Annotated in this window: 16 protein-coding genes; 8 read left to right on the plus strand and 8 right to left on the minus strand. The window is 71.6% G+C overall.

Annotated elements, in window-relative coordinates:
• The first annotated feature begins 159 nt into the window (after positions 1 to 159).
• The 5 genes from HZS55_RS00155 (at position 160) to HZS55_RS00175 (ending at position 2,800) form a co-directional block, all read left to right on the plus strand.
• On the plus strand, positions 160 to 762 hold the full coding sequence (locus tag HZS55_RS00155; RefSeq protein WP_179909757.1) for a DUF7504 family protein: 603 nt from the start codon (positions 160 to 162) through the stop codon (positions 760 to 762).
• A gap of 22 nt (positions 763 to 784) precedes the next feature.
• Entirely contained in the window at positions 785 to 1,381 is a 597-nt protein-coding gene (locus HZS55_RS00160) for a response regulator (RefSeq protein WP_179909758.1), read from the plus strand.
• 159 nt (positions 1,382 to 1,540) lie between these two features.
• Positions 1,541 to 1,816, plus strand: coding sequence for a DUF6684 family protein (locus tag HZS55_RS00165; RefSeq protein ID WP_179909759.1), 276 nt, complete (start codon positions 1,541 to 1,543; stop codon positions 1,814 to 1,816).
• Between the two features lie 102 nt (positions 1,817 to 1,918).
• The gene (locus tag HZS55_RS00170; RefSeq protein ID WP_179909760.1) at positions 1,919 to 2,230 is read left to right on the plus strand and encodes a hypothetical protein; all 312 of its coding nucleotides are present in this window, start codon (positions 1,919 to 1,921) and stop codon (positions 2,228 to 2,230) included.
• A 75-nt stretch (positions 2,231 to 2,305) separates the two neighbouring features.
• Positions 2,306 to 2,800: an RNA-binding protein gene (locus HZS55_RS00175; protein WP_179909761.1), complete on the plus strand. Its 495-nt coding sequence runs from the start codon at positions 2,306 to 2,308 to the stop codon at positions 2,798 to 2,800.
• 263 nt (positions 2,801 to 3,063) lie between these two features.
• Here HZS55_RS00175 and HZS55_RS00180 read toward each other — a convergent pair whose 3' ends face one another.
• A complete protein-coding gene (locus tag HZS55_RS00180; protein ID WP_179911742.1) occupies positions 3,064 to 3,798 on the minus strand; it encodes a DUF1028 domain-containing protein in 735 nt (244 codons plus the stop codon).
• 384 nt (positions 3,799 to 4,182) lie between these two features.
• On the opposite strand from HZS55_RS00180, the gene HZS55_RS00185 reads away from it, so the two are divergent.
• Both HZS55_RS00185 and HZS55_RS00190 read left to right on the plus strand, forming a co-directional pair.
• On the plus strand, positions 4,183 to 5,067 hold the full coding sequence (locus HZS55_RS00185; RefSeq protein ID WP_179911743.1) for a transcription initiation factor IIB: 885 nt from the start codon (positions 4,183 to 4,185) through the stop codon (positions 5,065 to 5,067).
• Between the two features lie 229 nt (positions 5,068 to 5,296).
• Positions 5,297 to 6,997 carry a DUF7125 family protein gene (locus tag HZS55_RS00190; RefSeq protein ID WP_179909762.1) on the plus strand — a complete coding sequence of 567 codons (1,701 nt, stop codon included), beginning with the start codon at positions 5,297 to 5,299 and terminating at the stop codon, positions 6,995 to 6,997.
• A gap of 134 nt (positions 6,998 to 7,131) precedes the next feature.
• Here HZS55_RS00190 and HZS55_RS00195 read toward each other — a convergent pair whose 3' ends face one another.
• From HZS55_RS00195 to HZS55_RS00225, 7 genes are all read right to left on the minus strand, one after another.
• Complete coding sequence (locus HZS55_RS00195; RefSeq protein ID WP_179909763.1) at positions 7,132 to 7,830, minus strand: MinD/ParA family ATP-binding protein; 699 nt, start codon at positions 7,828 to 7,830, stop codon at positions 7,132 to 7,134.
• Entirely contained in the window at positions 7,827 to 8,198 is a 372-nt protein-coding gene (locus tag HZS55_RS00200; RefSeq protein WP_179909764.1) for a DUF7857 domain-containing protein, read from the minus strand. Before HZS55_RS00200 ends, HZS55_RS00195 begins: the two co-directional genes overlap by 4 nt.
• A 154-nt stretch (positions 8,199 to 8,352) precedes the next feature.
• The gene (locus HZS55_RS00205) at positions 8,353 to 9,618 is read right to left on the minus strand and encodes a cation:proton antiporter regulatory subunit (RefSeq protein WP_179909765.1); all 1,266 of its coding nucleotides are present in this window, start codon (positions 9,616 to 9,618) and stop codon (positions 8,353 to 8,355) included.
• Positions 9,615 to 10,886, minus strand: a complete 1,272-nt coding sequence (locus HZS55_RS00210) for a potassium transporter TrkA (RefSeq protein WP_218927259.1) — start codon at positions 10,884 to 10,886, stop codon at positions 9,615 to 9,617. The genes HZS55_RS00205 and HZS55_RS00210 overlap by 4 nt, the downstream gene beginning before the upstream one ends.
• A 51-nt stretch (positions 10,887 to 10,937) precedes the next feature.
• Positions 10,938 to 12,218: a M26 family metallopeptidase gene (locus HZS55_RS00215; protein WP_179909766.1), complete on the minus strand. Its 1,281-nt coding sequence runs from the start codon at positions 12,216 to 12,218 to the stop codon at positions 10,938 to 10,940.
• Between the two features lie 59 nt (positions 12,219 to 12,277).
• A complete protein-coding gene (locus HZS55_RS00220) occupies positions 12,278 to 14,587 on the minus strand; it encodes a CARDB domain-containing protein (RefSeq protein WP_179909767.1) in 2,310 nt (769 codons plus the stop codon).
• Between the two features lie 214 nt (positions 14,588 to 14,801).
• Positions 14,802 to 15,320 (minus strand): hypothetical protein, encoded by a 519-nt coding sequence (locus tag HZS55_RS00225; protein WP_179909768.1) that lies wholly within the window; start codon positions 15,318 to 15,320, stop codon positions 14,802 to 14,804.
• Positions 15,321 to 15,395: 75 nt separating this feature from the next.
• On the opposite strand from HZS55_RS00225, the gene HZS55_RS00230 reads away from it, so the two are divergent.
• Positions 15,396 to 16,526 carry an ATP-binding protein gene (locus HZS55_RS00230; RefSeq protein WP_394353545.1) on the plus strand — a complete coding sequence of 377 codons (1,131 nt, stop codon included), beginning with the start codon at positions 15,396 to 15,398 and terminating at the stop codon, positions 16,524 to 16,526.
• Positions 16,527 to 16,626 lie beyond the last annotated feature (100 nt).

Consider the following 16,626-nt stretch of genomic DNA (forward strand, 5'->3'; position numbering starts at 1 on the left):
CGAGATCTGGCGCCTGGGAGCGGCGAAAAGTCAACTGTCGTGAACTACACAGACAGACGACATCTCAATACTGATAACACCAACGGAACTTACTTGCGTACCGAACACAGCTAGATCAGGTAGCGGAGTTACGTGGATGGCAACTCCGGGGATACCGCCATGAGTACGAATCCGGACGACAGTGGGAGTACAGAGACGCCGTTGAACGTGTTGCTGTTGGCGCCGTCGGTCGGCGGCCACGAGGACGAAGTGTGCAGGGAGTTGCTGCACGGCCCCGGCGAACCCGAGCGCGCGCTGCTGGTCACCTGTATGGAGTCGCCCGCCGAGCGGCTCGACGTCTGGACCGACCACGAGGACGGCCGACCCGAGAGCGCGACGGTCGTCGACGTGGAGGCGTCCGCCCGGTCGACGGCGGCGACCGCGGCGGGAGCCGACGGCGCGCCCAACACGCTCGTCGAGTCGGTCGGTCCGGGGACCGATCTCGCGGGGCTGGGCGACGTGATCGACCGCCACCTCGCCGAACTCGCATCGGAAGGCGAAGTGACCGTCTGCGTCCACTCGGTGTCGGACCTGCTCCAGCGCGCCGAGGAGCGAGCCGTGTTCAAGTTCCTCGAAGTGCTGACGAGCACGGTCGAGCGCACCGGTGCGGTGGCTCACTACCACATGAATCCGGACGTACACGACCGCGAGACGATCGAGACGTTCGAAGTGTTGTTCGACAGCGTCGTCGACCTCCGGACGGCCAATGTCGCCGGCGAGTGACCGGCCCACCCAGGTAGAATCGATGAATCCAGACGAAACGGCCGACTCCGAGCCCGTGAAGCGGGAGCGCTCGCGGGACGGTGGCCTCCAGAGGCGGGTAGTCCTCGTCGCCGACCGCGACCCGGCCGTCACCGACGAGCTGGCCGCCGTGCTCAGGGAGCGGTTCACCGTTCGGTCGGCCTACGACAGCGCCGACGCGCTGGCGAGTCTCGACCCCGACGTGAGCGTCGCCCTGCTCGACCCGTCGATCCCGGGGCTGTCGGCTCAGCGGGTCGTCGACCGGGTCCGGACCGACGACGCCGACTGTCAGGTCGCCGCGCTGGCCGACGAACCCCTCGATATCGGGTCGACTGCGTTCGACGACTACCTCGTCAAACCCGTCGACGACGACCACCTCACGGAGACCGTCGAGCAGCTCAGCCGGCGGGCGACCTACCGGACGACCCTCGAAGCGTTCTACCGGGTCGCCCGCGAACGCGCCGACGCGAGCGACGAGAGACGCGAGCGCCTGGACCGGCGACTCGCCGAGCTCGACGACTCCCTCGACGACATCTTCGGCTCGCTCGACGGCCCCGAGGCCTACGACGCCGCGCTCCGCGAACTCGACGCCGACCCCTGACGCTCCCGTCTCCGCGTCGCGTCCGACTCCCGATGGACCCGTACTCCGGGTCGCCTCCGACCGCGCTGGGCCATCGCGCCGCCCCTTCCATCGCAAGCCCGGCCGCTATGCGCCGTCCGCGCCTACCGCGAGCACGGTGCGACCGGCGCCGCTCGACCCATGAGCGTCCTACAACTCACAGAGGAGACGTGGCTCGATCTGACTGTCAACTTCATCCCCATCGGGATCCTGGCGGTCCTCGACATCATGTTCTGGGTCTACAACCCGTGGGGCTGGGACCTGTGGTTCGTCTTCTGGGGGCACGTACTCACGGTCGTCCCGCTGGTCCTCCTGACGGCCCTGACCTACGTCAGCGGTCGCGTCATCCAGCGCGACGAACGCGCCGGACCGCCCGAGGAGGAAGCCGACGCGGGCACGGAGGCCGCCGATGGCTGAGCGGCCGCGGTCGCCCGGTCGTCGACCGTTCGCACGGAGACTCAAATCCCGGTTTGAGCGTTCGCCGACTTTTGGGTGTCGGCCGTCGAAGGGGGAGTACGGATGAGCGCACCGCCCGCTACCCTCGCCCTCCGCCGCCTGGCCGCCGACGCCGCCGCTATCGGCGAGCGCCTGGCCTTCTGGGTCGGCGTCGCCCTCCCCTGTGTCCACCTCCCGCTCCTCGCGGTCTACGGCGTCACGGCCGAGACCGCTCCCGTCCTCCTCGCCTTCTGGACGGTCCACGCCGCGGCCCTGCTCGTCGGTCGACGCCACAGCCCCGGCGACGACCGCCACGAGCGCGACCGCCGCGAACGGACCCGACTGGACGCCGCGGACGACCACCGCGACCGTCGCGACCGCCCGACCGACTCGTAGACCGGAGTCGCCGCTCGAGCGAGAGCGGCGTCGCGGAGCGGTCGATTTATCCCACCACCCGGCCCACGTTCAGGTATGGACGTGAAGTCGCGCCACCACCTCCGCGCGGACGCGATCGCCGACATCGAGGACGCCGTCGCGGCCACCCTCGGCGTCGAGATCGACGCCGACAGCTACGAGAAAGTCGAGTTCGAGGACAGCGACTGGAACGTCGTCCTCGTCGACGGCGACCCGCTCGTCCTCTACGTCCAGGACGCGGACGGCGAGGACGAACCGTTCCTCACCGTGCAGGGAGCCAACGCCTTCCCGCCCCAGCGCAACGTCGTCACCGTCGACGCCGGCGCCGTCTCGTTCGTCTCCGACGGCGCCGACGTGATGCGCCCCGGCATCGTCGAGGCCGACGACTCCATCGAGAGCGGCGATCTCGTCGCCATCGCCGAGGAGAGCCACGGCAAGTTCCTCGCCGTCGGTCGCGCGAAGACCAGCGGCGACGACATGGTCGGCGACTCCGGCAAGGTCGTCGAGTCGATCCACCACGTGGGCGACGACCTGTTCGAGTTCACCGTCTGAGTGCGCGAGCGGAGCGAGCGCTTTTGGCCCAGGTTTTGCGCCCGGGGTGTGCGGTTTCCACCCCGGGCGCAAAAAGTGGTCGCGCGACGACCTGTTCGAGTTCACCGTCTGAGTGCGCGAGCGGAGCGAGCGCTTTTGGTCCAGGTTTTGCGCCCGGGGTGTGCGGTTTCCACCCCGGGCGCAAAAAGTGGTCGCGCGACGACCTGTTCGAGTTCACCGTCTGAGTACGCGGGCAGTCGTCGTCTGTTGTCGCGGTCCGCGGTTCACTCGCCGGCGTCCTCGTCGTCCTCGTACTCGTCTTCGTAGCGCTCCATCGCCATCTCGTAGCCCTCGGCGGCGAGTTCGTAGGTCTCGCGCAGGTCCTCGACGGGCGTCTCGGTCGCGTCGACGCGCAGGTCGTCGTAGTGTGGCGCCATCTCGCGGTCCTCGGTCGAGCGGACCAGTAGCGCCGCGCTCTGGACGTGCAACTCCTCGCGTTTGTCCCCGCCGAGTTCGTGCCCGGCGGCCAGCGCCTCGATCAGTCGCTTGGCCAGCGGCGTCTCGGGGTCGCTCTCGGGGTCGTCGGGCGCGCCGGCGGTAGTCTCCTCGTAGGTGTCGGCGACCGCCTCCACGACATCGCCGCCGGTCAGCAGGTTTCCGGCGACGGTGTAGTTGTCGCCGACGCGGTCGCCGTACCAGGGCCGACACTCCTCGCCGGAGAAAGCGAACTCGCCGTCGGCACCGACGCCGTGGAGCTGGCGCCCCGCGCGGCCGTCGTCGGCGTTGAGCAGGGCTTCCAGCGCGTCCTCGACCGCGAGTCCGTCGTCGAGGTACTCGATCCCTTTCCGTCCCAGGTCGACGTTGACCAGGCTCTGGGTGGCGACGGCGCCGTGCTCGCTCGCGAACGGACACAGCGTCCCCACGCCGGCCAGTCGCGTCGTCACCGCGACCCCGTAGCGGGTCCGTTCCCGGCCCGACCCGTCCGTGTAGGACTCCCGAACGCAGATGCTGAACGTCACGACCTCCACGTCGGTGGCGGCGACCGTCAGTGTTGGGTCGGTCGCCGCGTACCTGTAGTCCAATTGTTTCGAAGTCGTGACAAGTGATCGACTTGACCGGTACGTTTTAGTGGCTGGTTCCGGAACAACCGGGCGCCGCTGGGGGCCACCGGGGCCGGCGACGAGCCTGAACGGGGGAATCGTTCGACCGCTCGTCGCTCACGACGAACAGTCGAATCGCCCGGTTCGGACGTTTTGAACGACGGCTTTCGAAACGGGATCCCGGCGTTCGTCGAGACTGGACGTTCGAAAAACACAAACAGTTAATAGGTGCCGCCGTATCGACTCGTGTGGCTGCACGGGGGTTTACGCTTGAGGGAACGAACGGAGCGTCAACGGAGTGGTATCGACGCCCGAGCGGACGCGGACGCCGGCTCGGTGTGTACGGAGTGTGGTGGGCGAGTCCGAGAGGGCGAGACGGAGACGGTCTGCGAGGACTGCGGGCTGGTCGCGGCGGAGGACGCCGTCGAGCGGGGACCGGAGTGGCGGTCGCTCGACGGGGACACCGACCGTCGCCGGACCGGGGCGCCGCTGACGGAGTCCCGGCACGACCGCGGGCTCTCGACGGAGATCGGCTACGGGACCGGCTCGGAGGTCTCCGGCACGCGCCAGCGGCAGCTGGTGCGGATGCGCCGCCAGCACAACCGCGCCCGGGTCGACTCGAAGGCCGAGCGCAACAAGCTCTACGCCTACACGGAGATCAGACGGCTGGTCTCCGCGATGTCGCTACCCACGTCGGTGCGCGACCAGTCGTGTTCGCTGTTCTCTTCGGCCCAGTCCGAGGAGTTGCTCTGCGGGCGGTCGCTGGAGGGGTTCGCCGCCGCGGTCGTCTACGCCACCTGTCGGACCCAGTCCATCGCGCGGACGATAGACGAGGTCGTCGACGTGGCCCGCGCCGAGCGGAACGAACTCAAGGCGGCCTACGACGCGCTCAACCGGGAACTCGGCCTCCCGGTCGGGCCGGTCAGTCCGACGGAGTACCTGCCGCGGTACGCCTCGGAGCTCGACGTGGCGACCGACGTCGAGCGGCGGGCCCGCGAGTACGCCGTCGTGCTCGTCGAATCGGGCCGGATGGGCGGGAAGAACCCCAGCGGCGTCGCCGCGGCCTGTCTCTACAAGGCCGCCACCGAGGCCGGCGTCGACGTCAAACAGACCGAGGCCGCCGAGCTGGCCGACGTGTCGCGGATGACCATCGGCTCGACCGTCGGCGACCTCGACGACCTGGCGTAGGCGCGGTCGACGGACGCCACCGATCCGCGACCCGCGAGCCCGCCGCCTCGATCTGGCCGCTCGGTTTTCGGCAGGCCGCTCGGTTTTCGGCAGGCCGCTCGGTTTTCGGCAGGCCGCTCGGTTTTCGGCAGGCCGCTCGGTTTTCGGCAGACCGACCGGCGATCGCCCCCGGCGCGAAACGGGGGCGGTCGTGTGTACATTCAAAACGGAAGACGCGACCACTAGGGGCATGATAGCGATCGCGGGCGCGAAAGGAGGCTGTGGCAAGACGACGACGACGCTCGGGCTCGCGGCGGCCTTCGCCCGCTCGGGCGTCCAGACGCTGGCCGTCGACGCCGACCGCCAGCTACCGGATCTGCACGTCGTGGCGGGCGTCGAACGCGAGCCGACCGTCGCCGGGCTGGACCGCCAGACCGGCTGGCACGCCCTCGCGCAGGCGGCGCCCGAGGCCGACGGCGCACACGTACTGCCGGGACAGAAGCCGACGGAGAACGCCGAACTCGACGCCGCGCTGGAGTGGCTCGACGCCGGCGCGACCGAGGTCCTGCTGGACTGCCCCTCGGGGGCCGGCCCGGACGTGGTGGAGGCGCTCGCGGTCGCCGACGGCGTCGTCGTCGTCACGACCGGCAGCGACCAGAGCCTCGACGCCGCCGGGACGACCATCGACATCGCGCGCCGGCTCGACGTGCCCGTCGCCGGCGCGGTGTTCACCCACTGTTCGGCCGTCCCCGAGGCGTTCCACGCCCGCTTCGAGGTGCCGGTCCTCGCGGTCGTCCCCGAGTCGGCGTCGCCGCTGACCGACGACGAGGCCCGCGCCGAGTACGAGCGCGCCGCCGACGAACTCGCGGCCATGACCGCCGTCGCGCCCGCGGATGCCGGCGAACCGGACGATGCCGAGGTCGCTCCGGACCGCCCGCGCGGGGACGCCGCGACCGATCGACACGACGGTACCCGGGCGGACGACGGCGAGGGCCGACCGGATCGGCCGGCGGAGGAACCCTCGCGGTCGTCGACAGACGACCGCGAGGCGGGTGACGACGGTCAGCGAGTCGACGAGCGCGACCGAGCGACCGACGACACCGGTGGTGACGGGGACACGAGCCCGCCGGTGCGGGACGGGCCGGCAGGCGGGAACGGAGTGGCTACCGACGGGACCGGTGGGGCCGTCGAGGGGACCGCGACCGCCGAAGGGGCCGGAACGGGGTCGGCCACCGGTGGCGCGCCGGACGGCTGCGCCGGGCTGACCACCCGACGGGCGGATCTGAGCGGGCTGGCACCGGGGAGCGTCGCGGTCGTCGAGGCCGACCCCGCGAGCCAGTCCGAGCAGTTGCTGTACGGGCTGACCGCCGACCGCGGGACGCTGTACGTCTCGACCGAGCGCGGCGAGCGCGCGGTCCGCGACGCCCTCGACGCGACGGCGGTCCCCGTCGGCAGCCCGACCGTCCGGTACCTGACCGACGACGCCGTCGCCGAGACCGAGCGGCTGGTCGGCGAGCTGCCCAACGGGTCGAACGTCGTCGTCGACGCGACGGCCGCGCTCGAACGCGCCGACCGCGACACCTACCGCGAGTTCCTCAACGATCTGAAGGCGCGGATGCTGGAGACGAACAGCGTCGCCGTCCTGCACTGTCTGCGCCGTCCGGACACGCCCGAGAACCGCGCGACGACCGAACACGTCGCCGACGCGGTGTTCGACGTCGAGTCGACCGGCGCGGGCGCGGACCCCGTCACCGTGCGGAAGTTCCGCGGCGCCGGTGGTCGGGAAGCGCCCGCCGAAGCACTCGTCGCCGGCGAGTCGGGTGACGCGTCCGCCGGCGACGCCGGCCGCGGTGGTCGGGGCGACCGCGGTGTCGGTCGCCGACAGGACGGCGACGCGTCGCCGGTCGACCGGCGGGCCGCGCTCGACGCGGACGGGTCCGACGACGACTGAGCACGTCCGGTCGCGCTTCGGCGAGGGTCGTCTCCGGAGGCGGCCGCCCGCCGAAGAACCGCACTCCCGGTTCGCGGTGTCGGGCGTCTCGATATCGACGGGGACGAGAAGCGTCGGTCGTCGGGGGTCGCGGCTCAGACAGGTTCGGCGTCCCCGGCGATCTGTCGCTCGCTCTCCTCGATGCGCTCGGTCAGCGTCTCGAAGGCGGTCAGCGCGCCGGAGTCCGGATCGAAGTCCCGGAGGGGCGTCCCCGCCTGGAACGACTCGGCCAGCGGCTCGCGCCGCGGGACGAGCGTCGTCGGCGCGCCGAGTTCGTCCTCGGCGCGGGCGGCGATCGCGCGGTCCTCGTCGGCGGTCGCCCTGTTGACGACGACGCTCGCGACCGGCGTGTCGAGTTCGCCGGCGAGGTGGCGCGTGCGGAAGGCGTTGAGCAGCGCCGGTCGGTCGGGCGTCGTCACGAGGACGACCGCGTCGGCGCCGTGGATCTGATAGCCCACGTCGCGGGCCAGCCCCGCGGGGCAGTCGACGACCACGCGACCGAACTGGCGGTCGACCAGCTCCAGCGCCTTCGGGAGCTCCGTCAGGTCCGCCGCTCGCGCCCCGGCCAGCGTCCGGCCGCAGGGGAGTAGGTCGATCTCGTCGACCGCCTCGACGGCCTCCAGCGGCGCCGCGCGCCCGGCGAGCACGTCGTGGAGGTCGGGACCGCGCCCGCGGGGCAGGTCCGGCGTCGCCAGGTCGGCGTCGACGGCGACCGCGTCGAGTTCGCGGGCGAGGTTCAGCGAGACGGTGGACTTGCCGACGCCGCCCTTCCCGCCGCAGACCGCGAGGATCATCGGTCCAACGCGTCGCTCGGCGGCGACCAGTCGTCGAGCGACGCGAGCACCGCCTCGGGGTCGGCGCCGTCGGTCTCGCCCGCGCGGGTCACCGAGACGACCGACAGCGGCGCGCCGTCCTCGCGCGGCGGCGCCGGCGTCGCGTAGCCGACCCCCAGCGCCTGGTCGGGCCCGACGCGTGCCTCCCACGTCCCGTCGGTCCACGCCGGCGCCGTCTGGTCGCCGAGCCGCGGCGGCCACACCGGCCCGTCCAGCCGGTTTTCCAGCCGGACGACCTGCGCCGTCCCCCGGTCGTGGGACACGGTCGCCGTGACGAACGTCACCCCGTTTCGCTCGACCGTCTCTCCGATCGCCTCCGCTTCCTGCATACCGTCTTTGGCCGCCCGTTCCCGTATAAAGTTCAACACGAGGGGTCCCGAAGTCGGGCGGTGAAACGTCTCAACGGCCGGTTTTCACCGATCGAGCGGGCCGACCGGGGTCGACCCGTTCGGGGTGGACCGACGGAAGCGACCGGGGCCCGACTCAGTCGTCGGAGAACATCGACGCGAGGCCCCCGTCGTCGCCGCCCGCCTCCGCGGCCGCGTCGTCGCCGTCGGCCGCAGGTCGCTCCGCGTCGTCGGCGTCCGCGGGTCGGTCGCCCGGTTCGCGTTCGGGTTCGTACTCGGCGAGGCGGTGCAGGCCGGCCGGCGTCCCGAGGACGTAGACGGTGTCGCCGACGGCCAGCGTCTCGTTGTCGGCCGGGAAGGGGATCGGCTCGCCGTCGCGGACGACGGTGAGCACGGAGACGGGCAGCCAGTCGACGAACTCCCCCTGGAGGGGGTCGCCCTCGTCGACGGTGACGGCGGTGACGGTCTCGTCGGCCTCCCAGACGGTCGCGACGAGTTCGTTCACGTCCTCGGCGGTGTCCGGTCGCGTGACCAGCCGGTAGGAGTCGTCGGGGTCGAACGCGTCGGCGTCGTCGGCGCCGACCGCGACCGTCGCCACGTCGCCGACGCTGGCCCGGAACTTGCCCGTCGCGACGAGGTCCCCGCCGTCCTCGCCGCCGGTCCAGACCTCCACCGGGTCGCCCGTGCTGGCGTCGGGCGCGGGGTCGCCGGAGACGGCGACGGCGACGGTCCCCGGGGGGAGCGACGGCCCGATCCCCGACGGGCGGCGCCCGACCGCCAGCGACGAGACCGTCAGGTCCGGCTCGATCGCGGCGTGGACGTGACCCACGTCGAAGTCCCGCTCCAGTCGCGCCGCCAGCCGCGACTCCAGTTTCGACTCGGAGAGCCGCCGCGGGAACCGCATCCGTCGGCCGGCCAGCGCGCGCTCGGTCTCCTCGTCGACCGGCGGGTAGCCGTCGATGTCGTCGACGGTCTCCGGGAGTTCGAGTTCGACGACCAGCCCGGCCGACTGGACGAGCCGCGCCACCTGCCCGCCGGCGTCGACGCGGGTCACGTCGAACACGTTCGCGGCGAGGTGGTCGCCGATGCGGCGACCCGCGTCGGCGCCGACGGCGCCGACGGCGAACACGCCCAGCAGGTACGACGCGGTGGCGTAGTGAAGCTTCGCCGTGTCGCCGATGATCGACGCCCGCGCGACGGCGTCGATGTTCAGCGACATCGTGACGAAAGAGAGGCCGACGACGACGCCGACGCCGACCGGGAGCGGGCGCGTGCTGTAGCCGCGATAGAGGAAGGAGACGCCCATCGCGACCACGCTCGCGTACAGCGCGAACCCGAGGATCCGCAGCAGCGCCGTAGTCGTCCACTCGGAGGCCAACTGCAGCGGGACGGCGACGCTCACGGCTCCACCCCCGCCCCGGCCGCCCACTCGCTGGCGGCTCCGGTCGGTGGCGCCTCGTCCTCCGAGAGCGCCCGGATGCGTTCGCTCCCGTCGGCACCGACGACGAACGCCTCGTCGGCGTCCTCGACGGCCACCTCGTCGGGGTCGAACCGCCAGCCGCGGCCGTCTTCGCCGGCCCGCCGGACGCCGACGGCCGACAGGTCGGGGTCGTCGGTCAGCGCCTCCCGGTCCGCCTCGCTCAACCGGACGCGCCGGACGGCCTGGCCCGCGCGTTCGAGCTGCGAGAACGCCTCGAAGACGTGGCTCGTCCCCTGGGAGGTGACGCGGACCGCGGCCTCGTCCTCGCCGAGGACCGTCCGCGCGTCGCTCGTGCGTACCGCGACGGTCACGCGACCGCGACCGCCGGCCGTCTCCGAGCGCGCCCGCTTGCGCGTCGTCGCCTCGCCCGCCCCCTCGACCGTCGCCGTCGCGTCCGACGCGTCGGTGTCGGCGTCGGCGCTCCCGCGGTCGGTATCGGTGCGCACGCTGAGTACGTGCCCGTCGACGGCGGCGTCGCCCGCGTCGACGACGGCTTCGTCGCCTGGCGACAGCCCCGTGGGCAACAGCGCCGAGAACGACACCGCGCGCCAGCCGTCGGGGACTCGCTCGGCCAGGTTCCGGGCGGGCGGCGCGGCGGCGACCGAAGCCCGGCCGCGCGCGTCGATCGACACCGCCGCGTCGGCCAGGTCGTGGTCGCTCCGGAGCCGGTCCTCCAGACGGGTCTCCAGTTCCGCGAGCGGCAGGTCCGCCGGCAGCCGCCAGGCACCCGTCTCCAGGGTCGTTCGCAGCGCCGGCGACAGCGACGGGTACCCCTCGATGTCGCGGATCTCGCCGCTGGCGCGGACGGTCACCTGCCCCGACCCGTCGACGTCCTCAATCGCCGCGGCGGAGAGCGTCCGCCGAGCGCGCGTCGCCTGCGAGAGGTCCCGCGGCAGTTCGGCGGCGAGGGAACTCCCCTGGCTGTTGGCGTACAGCGCGAGCAGCAGCGCCACGAGCGCGGCGATCAGCAGCCGCGGCACCTGTTCGACCGTCGTCCCGACGAGGCCGACGGCGTAGCCGTTCGCACCGGCCAGCGGCAGGGCGACCAGCACGGCCGCCGCCCCCGGCGCGGTGTACCCACCGTAGTACTCGACCAGGAAACTCCCCAGCCCCACCGCGAACGCCGGGACGAGCCCGACGAGCAGACCGAAGGAGATCCCCAGTAGCACTTCAACTGGTAGCGAAGCCATCCGTATCTGTCATGTATCGTGTGTCCGTCGTGTTCGTTCGTGCGTGACTCCTCACGGCCGTCGCACCGCCAGCACCGCCAGCGCCGCGACGGCCACCAGGACGGCGACCGGGCCGAACCCGGGACCGACGGCGAACGCCCCGCCCGAGGACGTCGGCGTCGGCGAGGGCGTCGGCGCCGCGGTCGGCGTCTGCGTCGGCGTGGGCGGCGCCGCCGTCGGCGTCGGCACCTGCCACTGGTCGAGCGGGTCGACGGCCGGTCGCTCCCACTGGTGGACCGGGTACTCCTCGGTCGTCGTCCAGATGTTCGCCGCGTCGAAACCGTCGAGGCTCGACAGCGCGCCCTCGCCCGTCAGTTCGGCCGTCGACAGCGCCGTCCCGATGCCGGCGCCGTCGCCGGCGGAGTCGTTCACCTCGGCGACGCCCTCGTCCCAGTAGGTCTGGCCGACGATGCTGTTGCCGTTCGTCCCGGCGATGCCGCCGACGGTGGCGTTGCCGTCGACCTCGCTCGCCGCGAAGGAGGTCCGGATCGTCCCGGAGTTCGTCCCGACGAGGCCGCCGGCAACCTGGTCGACGTCGACCGTCGCGGTCGCGTAGGAGGCCGTCACGGCGTTGCTGTTGGCGCCGACGAGACCGCCGGCCGTCCGGGTCGCGCCGACGGTCCCCGTGGCGTACGAACCGCGGATCGGGCCGTTGCTCGCGCCGGCGAGCCCGCCGACGACCTCCGACCCCGCGACCGACGCGTCCGCGTACGAAGCGACGATCTGGCCGTCGTTGACGCCGACGAGGCCGCCGACGTTCGATCCCGTCGCCCGCAGGGTGCCGGTGGCCGACGACCCCGTGATCGACCCCGAGTTGACGCCGGCCAGTGCGCCGATGTTCTGGTTGCCGTTGACGGTCACGTCGCGCAAGGAGACGTTCTGAACCGTGCCCGTGGTCAGACCGAACAGCCCGACGTTGGCCGCCTGCGGCCGGACGATCGTCAGCTCCGAGAGCGCCCGTCCGTTGCCGTCGAACGAGCCGCGGAACGCGCCGTTCTCGCCACCGACCGGGTCGAACCCGTTCCCGGCGTTCCACGTCTCGGTCACGCTCGCGTCGATGTCGCTCCCGAGCGCGTAGTGGGCGGTCAGGTCCTCGTTCATCGCCTGTAGCTGTTCGACCGTCGTGATCACGTACGGGTCCCGGGGCGTCCCGCTTCCCTCCATCTCCGAGAGCGGCGACGACGTGGTCCGTTGCTGTTCGTTCGCGGCCGCGAGCCCGACCGTCGGGCCGACCACCGAGACGACCACCAGCGCGACGAGCGCGAGGCCCCGCGCCGCGCGCGTCCGATTCATCCGTTCCCACCGAACCCAGTTCGTGTCATCTGTGTCTGTGTCCGTGTCCTCGAGTCGCGTCACCGCGAGCGTCGTCGATACCGCGTCGCCGCGACGAGCGCGAGCAGTGCGACCACCGCGGCGCCGGCGCCGAAGCCGGGGCCGTCGCCGCTGGTCGCCGTGGCGTCGCCGCCGTCGTTCGAGCCACCGTCTGCGGCCTCGCCGTCACCGCCGTCACCGTTCGACCCCGCGGTCGCGGTCGGCGTGGGCGTCTCGACATCGACCGCGGACGAGCCGGTCCACTCGGCGTCGCCAGCGGTCACGCTGTGGTCGATCGATCCGCTGTCTTCCGGTGCGGTCGCCTCGAAGGAGACCGTCGCGCCGTCGGCGGGCACCTCGACGGCCTCGGTGCCGACCGCACTGCCGCCGACGCTGTAGGCCACGTCCGACGAGAGCGCCAGGCCGCCGGAGTTTGCCACCGTCACCGTCACCTCGTAGGACGCGCCGGCTTCGACCGAGTCGGGGACGGAGACGCTCTCGACCGAGACCGACCCCAGCTCGGCGACGGTCAGCGTCCCGGCGCTCGTGCCGCCGACGGCGAGGTCGTACTCGCCGACCGAGTCGCCGGTGTAGTTGAACCGCACCGTGGCGCCGTCGGCCGGGACGACGACGGTCTTCGTCGCGACCGTCTCGCCGTCAGCGGTCAGTTCGACCGTGTGACCGGCCGCGGCGTCGCCAGCGTTGTCGATGGTCGCCTCGACGGTCGTACTGTTCCCGACCGCCAGCGGGCTCTCCGAGACGGAGGCCGACGCGACGCTCGTCTCGGGTTCCTCGACGACGGTGAGGTCGCCCAGCGAACTCCCGTTGACCGCGACCGGGTGGGCCCCCATCGCGGGCGCGGAGTAGTTGAGCTGGACCGTCGTCGTCGAGTGCCCCGGAACCGTCACAGTTCGGGTCTCCTCGACGGTGCCGTTGATCGACAGCACCACGTCGAAGGTGCCGTCGGCGCCGCCGTCGTTGGTGAGCGTCACGTCGACCGGCGCCGCCGTCTCCGATCCGACGCGGTCGTAGCGCAGCGAGCGGCTCTCGACGGAGATGTCCGGCGGCGTGACCACGGAGACGACCGCGCTGTCGGAGTGATCCGCGACCGCGGCGGTCAGTTCGGCCGTCCCCGTGCCGGACGTTTCCAGAACGCCACGGCCGACCGAGAGGAACGACTGGTTGGTATCGTAGTCCGCCGTCTCGGTCGCGGTGACGGTTCGACCGGCGGCGAGCGAGACGCGGACGGTCGCGGTCGTCGTTCGGTCGGTGATCACCTGGTTCGGAACGGAGAGGTCGACGCTATCGACTTCCGTTCCGAGTATCGGATAGCCGTCGGTCGCGGTCCAGACCAGTCCGAACGCCAGTGAATCCGCGTTCGAGCGGGCGTCCACACCGCTCATCCGGTCCGTCGACAACCCGGTTCCCGAGCCGCTCCCCTCTCCGACCGCGACACTTGTTCCGGACGTGTCCCGGTCCCAGTACAGGTCGGCCGTCGTCGCCTCGCTGTAGCCGATCAGACCACCGACGGGTCCGTCACCGTCGACGGCGCCGGTTGCGAAGGACCTCGACAGCTCTCCGCCAGCGGCCGTCCCGACCAGTCCGCCGACGGTCGCATCGCCGCTGACGGATCCGGTCGCGTACGAGCGCTCCACCGTGTTCCCTTCGCCGTTGGTACCGACCAGGCCACCGACCTTCCGTGTCCCCGTGACGGGGCCACTGGCGGACGAGAGGCCGATCGACCCTTCAGCGCTGAAACCGACGAGACCCGCTACGAGTTCCGTCCCGCGCACTTCGACGTCGGCGTGGGACCGGCGGATCGCGGTCGATTCCGCCGCCCCGAGGAGTCCCCCGCTGGCCCGCGCCTCGGCGGAGACGGAGCCGCTGGCGCTGACGCCGGAGACGTCGGTCGCAAGCGCGCGACCGGCGAGCACTCCGACGGCCCGCCGACCGTTGCTGGTCGCCCCCTCGAATCGAACGTCCTCGACCGTCGCCTCGTCGGTGGTGGCGAAGAGCCCGACACCGTTGGTCGACGGTCTGTCGATCGTGAGACCGGTTATCGTGTGATTCCGTCCGTCGAACGTGCCTGTGAACGCGTTCCGTTCGTCGACCGTTCCGATCGGATCGAAGCCGTCGCCGAGATTCCAGTCGGCGGTCGCGCTCGCGTCGACGTCTTCGACGAGGACGTAATGCGCGCCCCGGTCTTCGTTCATCGCCTGTAGTTCCGTCGCGTTCGTGATCTGGTAGGGGTCGTCCTGCGTGCCGCTGCCGGCCATCTCGTCGAGGGCGCCCGTCGTAGACCCGGGGGCCAGCGCTGTCACCGGCCCGACGAAGCCGACGCAGACGGACACTGCGACGATGACGGCGATAGATCCCCCCGTGAGATGGTCCCGTATTCGGTTCGATCCCGTAGTCTGAATGTCTGACAACATGTATCTGAGAAGTTTTCGAGAGTCCCCCGTCGCTACGTCCCCGGTCCGGAGGAGTCGACGCTACGGACCTCCCGTTCGGAGTGGTCCGAGAGGCACGACGACGCGGACGGTGGGGAGTCGCTCATCTGGTTCGCTACTGCGTGATGACGACGGTCGGGTTGTCTTTCTTGTCCTTGTAGTTGCCGTCGCCCTGCGTGACGATGTCGAACTTGATCGTCCCCTTGTCCTGGTCGGAACGGAAGTCGACCTGGGTCCCGGAGCTGCAACTGCTCACCGCGCACGGGACCTCGTGTTCGAGCTCCCCGTCTTCACCGGTCGTCGCCGCGCCGCTCGACCCGTCGTTCATTGGAACGGGGTTGTCCTCCAGAGTCAGCGTGCCGGAGGTCATCAACACCTGAGCGTTCGGAACCGGATCGCCGTCCTCGGTGACGACCGTGACCTCGATGTCGCTCGGACTACTACTCCCGGCTTCGACCAGCGACCCCGTCCGGATCTCCAGGGTCACTTCCTGCTGGGCGTTGAACCCGAGCCCCCCGATCATCTGCATCATGATGGCGAGACTCGCCACACCCACCACGAGGGCGATGACGAGCCTGATGGGTAATCCTTCGATGGCCCGTTCGTCCTGCGACAGCGTCGTTGTGCGCCGCATGCCGGTCTTGGTCCCGTCCTGGTATTTAAACCTTGAAGCGAAGATACAAGTGGGCCCGCGAGACTATCCACTGGCGTGACTGGTTCACCGACGGCCGAGGCGGAGTTCGTCATCGGGCGCGGAAAGGTGGTGCAGGCCGACGACGACGCCCCGGCGGGCCGTCTGGGCACCTACCGGGCGCGGGACGGCTCCAGCGGCGCGCCGCTGCACGTCGATCTGGACGGCCCGCACGCGACGCTGATCGTCGGGAAGCGCGGCTACGGGAAGTCCTACACGCTGGGCGTCCTCGCCGAGGCGCTCGCGCGGGCCGACGGGGTCGCGCCCGTCGTCGCCGACCCGATGGGCGTGTTCCCGACGCTGGGCGAGCCCGCCGAGGGCGAGCCCGTCCCCGCCGAGGTGATCGACGACCCGCAGATCACGGCGACGACGCTCGACCCCCGGTCGTGGTGCGCACTGTTAGATCTCTCCCCCGAGAGCGGCGCGGGCGGGCTCGTCTGGCGGGCCGCCCAGGACGAGGCGACGCTCGCGGACATGCGTGCGGCGATCGAGGAGAGCGACGCTCCAGGCGTCGACAAGCGCGCGGCGGTCAACCACCTCGAGCTCGCCGACTCGTGGGGCATCTTCGACCCCGAGGGGATGGACGCCCGAGAGCTGGGCAGCGGCGCGGTGACGGTCGTCGACGTGTCGGGGCTGGACTCGGCGCCGATGAACGCCGTCGTCCGCGGTATCGGCGAGGCGCTGTACCGCGCCCGGGTGAACGAGGCGATCCCGCGGCTGCCGTGGTTCATGATCGACGAGGCCCACACCTTCTTCCAGGGGGTCGGCGAGGCCGCGCTCGAGACGATCCTCACGCGCGGGCGCGCACCCGGCGTGAGCCTCGTGCTCGCGACCCAGCGACCCAGCGCCGTCTCGGAGGTCGCGGTCTCCCAGTCCGACATCGTGGTCTCTCACCGGCTCACTTCCGAGGCGGACCTGGCGGCGCTGGAGGCCGCCCAGCCGACGTACATGCAGACCTCGCTGGCCGAGCGACTCCCCACGAGCCCCGGCGAGGTGATCGTGATCGACGACGCGACCGAGACGGTCCACTCGGCGAACGTCCGCCGCCGCGAGACGCCACACGGCGGGGACAGCCCCAACGCCAGCGACGTGGAGATCGACGAGGAACGGCCCGCCGACGCCGACCGACCCGCCGCCGACGACGACTGAGCGGCCCCGCCGACGACTGAGCGGCCCCGCACCGTCGACCACACCGTCCGGTTCGGGCCTCGCCCGGACCCGCCGACGAGAGGCACCGAGACCGCCGAGA

This window comes from Halosimplex rubrum (assembly GCF_013415885.1).
GTDB lineage: Archaea > Halobacteriota > Halobacteria > Halobacteriales > Haloarculaceae > Halosimplex > Halosimplex rubrum.

Bases quoted from the DNA above. Each gene is read 5' to 3' on its own strand.
- HZS55_RS00165 (WP_179909759.1), top strand. From the start codon at position 1,541: ATGAGCGTCCTACAACTCACAGAGGAGACGTGGCTCGATCTGACTGTC.
- HZS55_RS00190 (WP_179909762.1), top strand. From the start codon at position 5,297: ATGATAGCGATCGCGGGCGCGAAAGGAGGCTGTGGCAAGACGACGACG.
- HZS55_RS00170 (WP_179909760.1), top strand. From the start codon at position 1,919: ATGAGCGCACCGCCCGCTACCCTCGCCCTCCGCCGCCTGGCCGCCGAC.
- HZS55_RS00210 (WP_218927259.1), bottom strand. From the start codon at position 10,886: ATGGCTTCGCTACCAGTTGAAGTGCTACTGGGGATCTCCTTCGGTCTG.
- HZS55_RS00195 (WP_179909763.1), bottom strand. From the start codon at position 7,830: ATGATCCTCGCGGTCTGCGGCGGGAAGGGCGGCGTCGGCAAGTCCACC.
- HZS55_RS00200 (WP_179909764.1), bottom strand. From the start codon at position 8,198: ATGCAGGAAGCGGAGGCGATCGGAGAGACGGTCGAGCGAAACGGGGTG.
- HZS55_RS00155 (WP_179909757.1), top strand. From the start codon at position 160: ATGAGTACGAATCCGGACGACAGTGGGAGTACAGAGACGCCGTTGAAC.
- HZS55_RS00215 (WP_179909766.1), bottom strand. From the start codon at position 12,218: ATGAATCGGACGCGCGCGGCGCGGGGCCTCGCGCTCGTCGCGCTGGTG.
- HZS55_RS00225 (WP_179909768.1), bottom strand. From the start codon at position 15,320: ATGCGGCGCACAACGACGCTGTCGCAGGACGAACGGGCCATCGAAGGA.
- HZS55_RS00160 (WP_179909758.1), top strand. From the start codon at position 785: ATGAATCCAGACGAAACGGCCGACTCCGAGCCCGTGAAGCGGGAGCGC.
- HZS55_RS00175 (WP_179909761.1), top strand. From the start codon at position 2,306: ATGGACGTGAAGTCGCGCCACCACCTCCGCGCGGACGCGATCGCCGAC.